This window comes from Luteibacter sp., assembly GCF_036500425.1.
GTDB lineage: Bacteria > Pseudomonadota > Gammaproteobacteria > Xanthomonadales > Rhodanobacteraceae > Luteibacter.
In genome coordinates, this window is the sequence record NZ_DASYCB010000062.1 from 1 (window position 1) to 5,890 (window position 5,890).

Annotated in this window: 6 protein-coding genes and 1 pseudogene; all 7 read left to right on the forward strand. The window is 63.1% G+C overall.

The annotated features are described in order from the left end of the window. Positions 1 to 287, forward strand: a pseudogene (locus VGN46_RS16025) (hypothetical protein); the annotation flags it as partial. A gap of 85 nt (positions 288 to 372) precedes the next feature. Then, the gene (locus tag VGN46_RS16030) at positions 373 to 996 is read left to right on the forward strand and encodes an SDR family oxidoreductase (RefSeq protein WP_331644997.1); all 624 of its coding nucleotides are present in this window, start codon (positions 373 to 375) and stop codon (positions 994 to 996) included. A gap of 19 nt (positions 997 to 1,015) precedes the next feature. Further along, positions 1,016 to 1,363, forward strand: coding sequence for a DoxX family protein (locus VGN46_RS16035; RefSeq protein WP_331644999.1), 348 nt, complete (start codon positions 1,016 to 1,018; stop codon positions 1,361 to 1,363). Between the two features lie 3 nt (positions 1,364 to 1,366). Beyond that, positions 1,367 to 2,569 carry a family 16 glycoside hydrolase gene (locus VGN46_RS16040; RefSeq protein WP_331645000.1) on the forward strand — a complete coding sequence of 401 codons (1,203 nt, stop codon included), beginning with the start codon at positions 1,367 to 1,369 and terminating at the stop codon, positions 2,567 to 2,569. Between the two features lie 385 nt (positions 2,570 to 2,954). Continuing rightward, a complete protein-coding gene (locus VGN46_RS16045) occupies positions 2,955 to 3,968 on the forward strand; it encodes a two-component system sensor histidine kinase NtrB (RefSeq protein WP_331645002.1) in 1,014 nt (337 codons plus the stop codon). Next, a complete protein-coding gene (ntrC, locus tag VGN46_RS16050) occupies positions 3,961 to 5,361 on the forward strand; it encodes a nitrogen regulation protein NR(I) (RefSeq protein WP_331645004.1) in 1,401 nt (466 codons plus the stop codon). Before VGN46_RS16045 ends, ntrC begins: the two co-directional genes overlap by 8 nt. Beyond that, positions 5,351 to 5,806, forward strand: coding sequence for a GNAT family N-acetyltransferase (locus VGN46_RS16055; protein ID WP_331645006.1), 456 nt, complete (start codon positions 5,351 to 5,353; stop codon positions 5,804 to 5,806). The genes ntrC and VGN46_RS16055 overlap by 11 nt, the downstream gene beginning before the upstream one ends. Positions 5,807 to 5,890: the final 84 nt, after the last annotated feature.

Sequence of the window (5,890 nt, forward strand, 5' to 3'; positions counted from 1 at the left end):
GTCGGATCATCGAACTCGGCTCCATGGTGAGCGCAGATGAAGTGGCGGCGCAACTAGGCGAAGTGATGAAGCACGACGTTAAGGCCGTTGCCGTCCCGCGGGCCGCTTGGTCGGAAACATTTGAGCAGTTCGGCATTCCGAAGGGTAAGTCTGCTCCGGGCGAGACCATGTATGAGGCCGTGAATGCCGGCGGGATGGATCTCGGGGTCGCGGGTACGGAACACGTCCCCGGCGTAACGTCGGCTCACGACGTTTTTGCGGCGGCTCAGAAGACCACTACAGCCTAAGACCGCGGATTCCGGCAGGAAGGCCGAAAGTGCCCAATGTCTTGCGGAGTGCGGCGTCCATATCGAACAAAGATCGAGATCGAATATGAAAGTTCTTGTTTTGGGTGCAACGGGCGGAACCGGACGGCTAATTGTCCGCGACTCCCTGGAGAAAGGGCATTCCGTCGTGGCGCTGGTTCGCTCGACCGTAGGGGCCGATCTGCCGGGAGCAGATTTGATCGAGGGCGATGCCCGCAATGAGATCATTCTCGAGCGCGCCCTGGACGGCTGTGATTCCGTCGTCAGTGCGTTAGGCACCGGCATGGGCTTCCGCAAGGTCACTCTGCTGGCTGAAGCGACACGTGCGTTGATTCTGGCGATGACGCGAAGCGGCGTGCGCCGCCTGGTCTGCATCTCCGCTCTGGGCGTGGGAGACAGCCGCGGCCATGGCGGCTTCGTCTTCGACCGACTCTTCCAGCCTTTACTGCTTAGCCAGGCATACAAGGACAAGGACCACCAGGAAGCCGCGATCCGTGCCAGCTCACTCGACTGGGTCATCGTCCGGCCCGGGATGCTCACCAACGACCCTGCTCGCGGAAGCATCAGAGCTATCGTCGGCCTCGCCGGCGTCAAAGGCGGAAAGATCTCACGCGTCGATGTCGCTCGGTTCGTGGTTGAGCAACTGGTGACGAACACCTGGTTGAAACAGACACCGTTACTCCTGTGGTGAGTATCAAAAGGCCGGACACATGCCAAAGATCTCCTGGCGCCAAGCTTTACCGTTAGTCCTCGCCATTTTCTTCGTCGTCGGTTCCCTGATCAACATCGTCGCTCCAGGATCGATCTACGAGGAATACCTGAAATGGGGATATCCGCCCTGGTTCCATTTCTTTACCGGAACGATGGAACTCACCGCCGCCATTCTGCTTGTTCGGAAACCGACGCGCCTGACAGGTGCGTTGCTTGGTGGCAGCGTCATGTTTGCCGCACTCGCGACCGTCGTCATCCGCGGCGAATACGCGCACGCGGTGCCGCCACTCGTCGCGGTGACGTTGTCACTCGTCGTTGGCTGGACAAGTGCTAGGCAAGAGGAATAACGCATGTCAACGATACCGAGGCTTGAAGGTCGAGCAATGCCGCTCTACGGTCGGCGAAGTGCGTTATTCCTCACGGCCATCATCGGGTTCCCACAGCCCCTGCTTGCGCTCGAATTGAGGCATGTTCCGCTGACCCCGGACCAATGGCAATCGAACGGAGATGTGTCATTTGAGCACGGTGCGGCCAAGCAGGATGTGCTCGTCGTCAATAAGGGCTATGCAGAGCTTAAGAACACTAACTTCAGCAATGGCACGCTTGAATTTGACACGAAATTCGTCGGCGAGCGAATTACCGGCATCACCTTCCGCCAGCATGATGACCAGGCAGACGCGTTGTATTTTCGACCCAGCGCGGACTGTGCTGTCTCGGACGAATGCATCCAGTACATGCCCACCGCGCATCATGTGTTCGAGTGGGACCTGTATGGGCAGTACCAGACGCACGCGCCCATTGACTCGAAGGGTTGGAACCACGTTAAGTTGGTGGTTTCCGGCGATCACATGAACGTTTTTATTAACGGTGCGCGCTCGCCAACGCTGACTGTCGGCACATTGGTTGGCGGATTTCCCGACGGCACGATCAGACTGCACGGACCTGCCTCCTACGCCCACCTGAGCATCGCGCCCAATGTCGTTGACGGGCTTCCTGCGGTGGCGTCGAGCGATCCTGCGGAGGTTGATCTCCGATACGTTCGCCATTGGCTAGCATCGAAGCCGTTCGTCATGCCCAGCCGAATGGATGCCACGTTCCAGGAGAACACCGGCGTCGACCCGGCCTATTCGTCGATGCCAAGCGCGACGGCACCGTGGAAGCCGATTGCGCTCGATCCAGGTGGCCTTATCAATCTCACACGATGGTATGGCGACGCGCAGACCGGGCTGACCATCACCGGCATTTGGTTGAAAACCACGATCCACGCCGATCATGACCAAATCAAACATGTGGATATGGGGTGGACCCGAGAAGTCTGGCTCTTCGTGAACGGCAAGCTCGTATTCCAGGGTAAGAATCTGTACGGCATCAAGGGCGCGAGCAAGGAGCCAGGCGGCCGCTTGTCCCTGACCAACGGATCATTCGACCTGCCGCTGAAAAAAGGCGCCAATCAAGTCGTCGTGGCCATCGACGATAACTTCGCCGGTGGCCAGCAGCATTGGGGATGGGGGTTGGAGATGCGCCTGGCAAATACCGATGGTATTCGTCCGTGACCTGCTTGAAGACAACGATGGCGCTGGTGGCGTCGCTCGCCGCGGCCGACTGCCTCGCTGCAAACGAGGCGACTGGTGGTTGGCCGCTTCCGCAGGCGACACCGGCGCCCATGCCGGTCGCGCCCCCTCTAGATGTCGCCTATCCCGGCACCCCTTCGCCTCGAAGTGGACGCCACCGACGCCATGCGTGACCAAGCAGACCCGCGGTGGGTTCCCGAGTGGACGCACACACCGCTCCTTGCCCTCGCGGGCGGTTCACCGCGACCTTAAATGGAGAAAGTTGCATTCCCATAGTCAGTGCAGATGCCTCGACTATGGGAATCCGTTCACGACCCTAGGAATCTCTCCAGTTGCACCGCAACAAAACCCGCCCTAGATTGGTGCAATGCATGCACCCGATCAGGCTGAACTCCTAACCCTCCTCGGCACCGGCCTGGCGGTCGTTGGCGCCGACTTGCGCGTCGCCTGGATCAACCCGGCCCTGGGCGAGATGCTCGATGTAGGCCCCCGCACAGCGGTAGGCCAGCCTCTAGGCCAGCTCCTGCGCGAGCCCAGCCTGGCCAGCCAACTAGCCAGAACCACCGCCGAAGGCCGCGGCTTCAACCTCCGCGATGCCACCTTCGGCACCGCCCGCGGCCGTGACATCACCGCCGACCTGGCTCTCCAGCCCATCGGCGATGGCCGCGTCCTGGTCGAAGTCCACCCCCTGGCCCCCGACCTAAGCGCGAGCGACACCCCCCTCTCGGCCACCCTGCGTGGCTTCGCCCACGAAGTGAAGAACCCGCTGGCCGGTCTGCGTGGTGCGGCGCAACTGCTTCAGCGCCGCGTGGCGGATGACGACCTCCGCCAGCTGGCCGCCATGGTGATCGCCGAGGCCGACCGCCTCGCCGCGCTGGCTGATGGTTTGCTGCGTCACGGCGGCGCTGCCCGGATCGGCCCGGTGAACATCCACGAATTGCTTGAACGCCTGGAAGGCTTGGTGTCGGCCGAAGCCGAAGCCCCCCGCGTGCGCCATGACTACGACCCCAGCCTCCCTGACGTCATCGGCGACAACGACCGCCTCTTGCAGGTGCTGCTCAACCTCACCCGTAACGCGGGCGAAGCCGGTGCCCGTTCGATCACCCTGCGGACCCGCATCGAACACGGTGCCCGCCTCGGCGAGCGTACGGTGCGCGCCGCCTTGCGCGTCGATGTGATGGATGACGGCCCCGGTGTGGCGGACGAACTACGTGACGTGTTGTTCCTTCCCCTGGTGAGCGGCCGCCCCGATGGCACGGGCCTCGGCCTGGCGCTCTCCCGCGAGATCGCCCTGGAGCACGGCGGTGACCTGCGCTATGTCAGCCGCCCGGGTGACACGGTGTTCTCCCTCTACCTCCCCATGGAGCGCACACATGAGTGAGATCTGGATCGCCGACGATGATCGCGGCGTGCGCTTTGTCCTGGCCGAGGCCTTGCGCGATGCCGGCCACACGGTACGTGAGTTCAGCGCAGGTGATGCGGTGCGTGCGGCATTGGAAGAAAGCCGCCCCGCCTTGCTCGTTACCGATGTGCGCATGCCGGGCGAGAACGGCCTGCGCCTGCTCGAAGACCTGACCCGGCGCAATATCGGCCCGGTGATCGTCATGAGCGCCTTCACCGATGTGGCGACGACCGCCGCGGCGTATCGCGCGGGCGCAGCGGATTACCTCGCCAAACCGTTCGACCTCGACCTCGCCGTCGAGACGGTCGAACGCGCACTCGCCGCAGCGAACGAAGAGATCAGCATCCCGCCGCCGCGCAGCGATGCCCATGCGTTGATCGGCGAGAGCGCCGCCATGCGCGAGGTGTTCCGCCTGATTGGTCGCGTGGCGGCCAGTGACCTCAACGTGTTGATCACTGGCGATACAGGGACCGGTAAGGAACTGGTCGCCCGCGCCTTGCATGAGGAAAGCGCACGCGCGGGCAAGCCATATGTCGCGTTGAACACAGCAGCGATCCCGTCTGAGCTGTTGGAAAGCGAACTCTTCGGCCACGAAGCCGGTGCGTTCACCGGCGCCACTCGACGCGTGGCCGGTCGCTTCGAACAAGCCGACGGCGGCACCCTGTTCCTCGACGAAATCGGCGACATGCCGCTCGGCCTCCAGACACGCCTGCTGCGTGTGCTGGCCGGGGGTGAGTTCTACCGTGTGGGTGGGCGGGAGCTGATGCATGGCAACGTGCGGATCATCGCCGCTACGCACCAGGATCTTGAAGCCCGTGTCGCGCAGGGCCTGTTCCGCGCAGACCTGAAACACCGCCTCGACGTCGTACGTATCGCGCTGCCTTCGCTACGCGAGCGCCGCGGCGACGTGCCGCTACTAGCAAAGCACTTCCTGACCCAGGCCGCCGCCGAGCTCAACCTTCCCGCGAAGCGCTTCTCGCGCGGCGCGATGAAACTGATCGAACAACGCGACTACCCCGGCAATGTGCGCGAACTGGAAAACCTCTGCCGCCGCCTGGCGGTGATTTCGCCTGGCGTGGAGATCCAGGCCGCCGATCTCGGCGCGCTGCCTGCACGCGGTACGCGAACGGGCGAATGGACGGATGCGCTACGTGCCTGGGCACAGGACGCGCTGGCCCAGGGCGAATCGGATATCCACGCCCGGGCGCGCGAAGCCATGGACAAGACCCTGCTTCAGGCTGCACTGGTCGCGAACGACGGTCACCGCCAGCAGGCGGCCATCGCCCTGGGCGTTGGCCGAAATACGCTTACACGCAAACTCGGCGCGTCGCGCAAGCGGCGGCCATCATCGGATAGCTCACATGACGCTTGAAGTACGCCGCGCTGCGGTGAATGACGCGGACCACATCGCCCGCTGGAATATCGCCATGGCTTGGGAAACCGAGCAGAAGCGATTGGATCCCGAGACCATCGGCCGCGGCGTGCGCGCGGTGTTTGATGAGCCCCGGCGCGGGTTTTACCTCGTGGCCGAACTCGATGGTGCTGCCGTGGGTTGCCTGCTCGTGACGTACGAGTGGAGCGATTGGCGTTGCGGGGATTTCTGGTGGGTGCAGAGTGTGTACGTAGCGCAGGAGGCGCGCAGGCATGGCGTGTTCAAGGCCATGTATCACCATGTGAAGGCGATGGCGGAAGGTGCGGGTGCCGTCGGCCTTCGCCTGTATGTCGAGACGGAGAATGAGCGGGCTCAGGCGACGTATGGTGGGTTGGGAATGGAGCGGTGTCACTATTTTATGTATGAGGCTGCTTTGATTCGGTAGCGTGTTGCGGCTGGGGATCGCGCGCAAGCGCGCTCCTACAGGAGAGCTGCCTTGCTTTTGTAGGAGCACGCTTGCGCGCGATCC

Coding starts and splice junctions, on each gene's coding strand:
- VGN46_RS16030 (WP_331644997.1), top strand. CDS start 373: ATGAAAGTTCTTGTTTTGGGTGCAACGGGCGGAACCGGACGGCTAATT.
- VGN46_RS16035 (WP_331644999.1), top strand. CDS start 1,016: ATGCCAAAGATCTCCTGGCGCCAAGCTTTACCGTTAGTCCTCGCCATT.
- VGN46_RS16040 (WP_331645000.1), top strand. CDS start 1,367: ATGTCAACGATACCGAGGCTTGAAGGTCGAGCAATGCCGCTCTACGGT.
- VGN46_RS16045 (WP_331645002.1), top strand. CDS start 2,955: ATGCATGCACCCGATCAGGCTGAACTCCTAACCCTCCTCGGCACCGGC.
- ntrC (WP_331645004.1), top strand. CDS start 3,961: ATGAGTGAGATCTGGATCGCCGACGATGATCGCGGCGTGCGCTTTGTC.
- VGN46_RS16055 (WP_331645006.1), top strand. CDS start 5,351: ATGACGCTTGAAGTACGCCGCGCTGCGGTGAATGACGCGGACCACATC.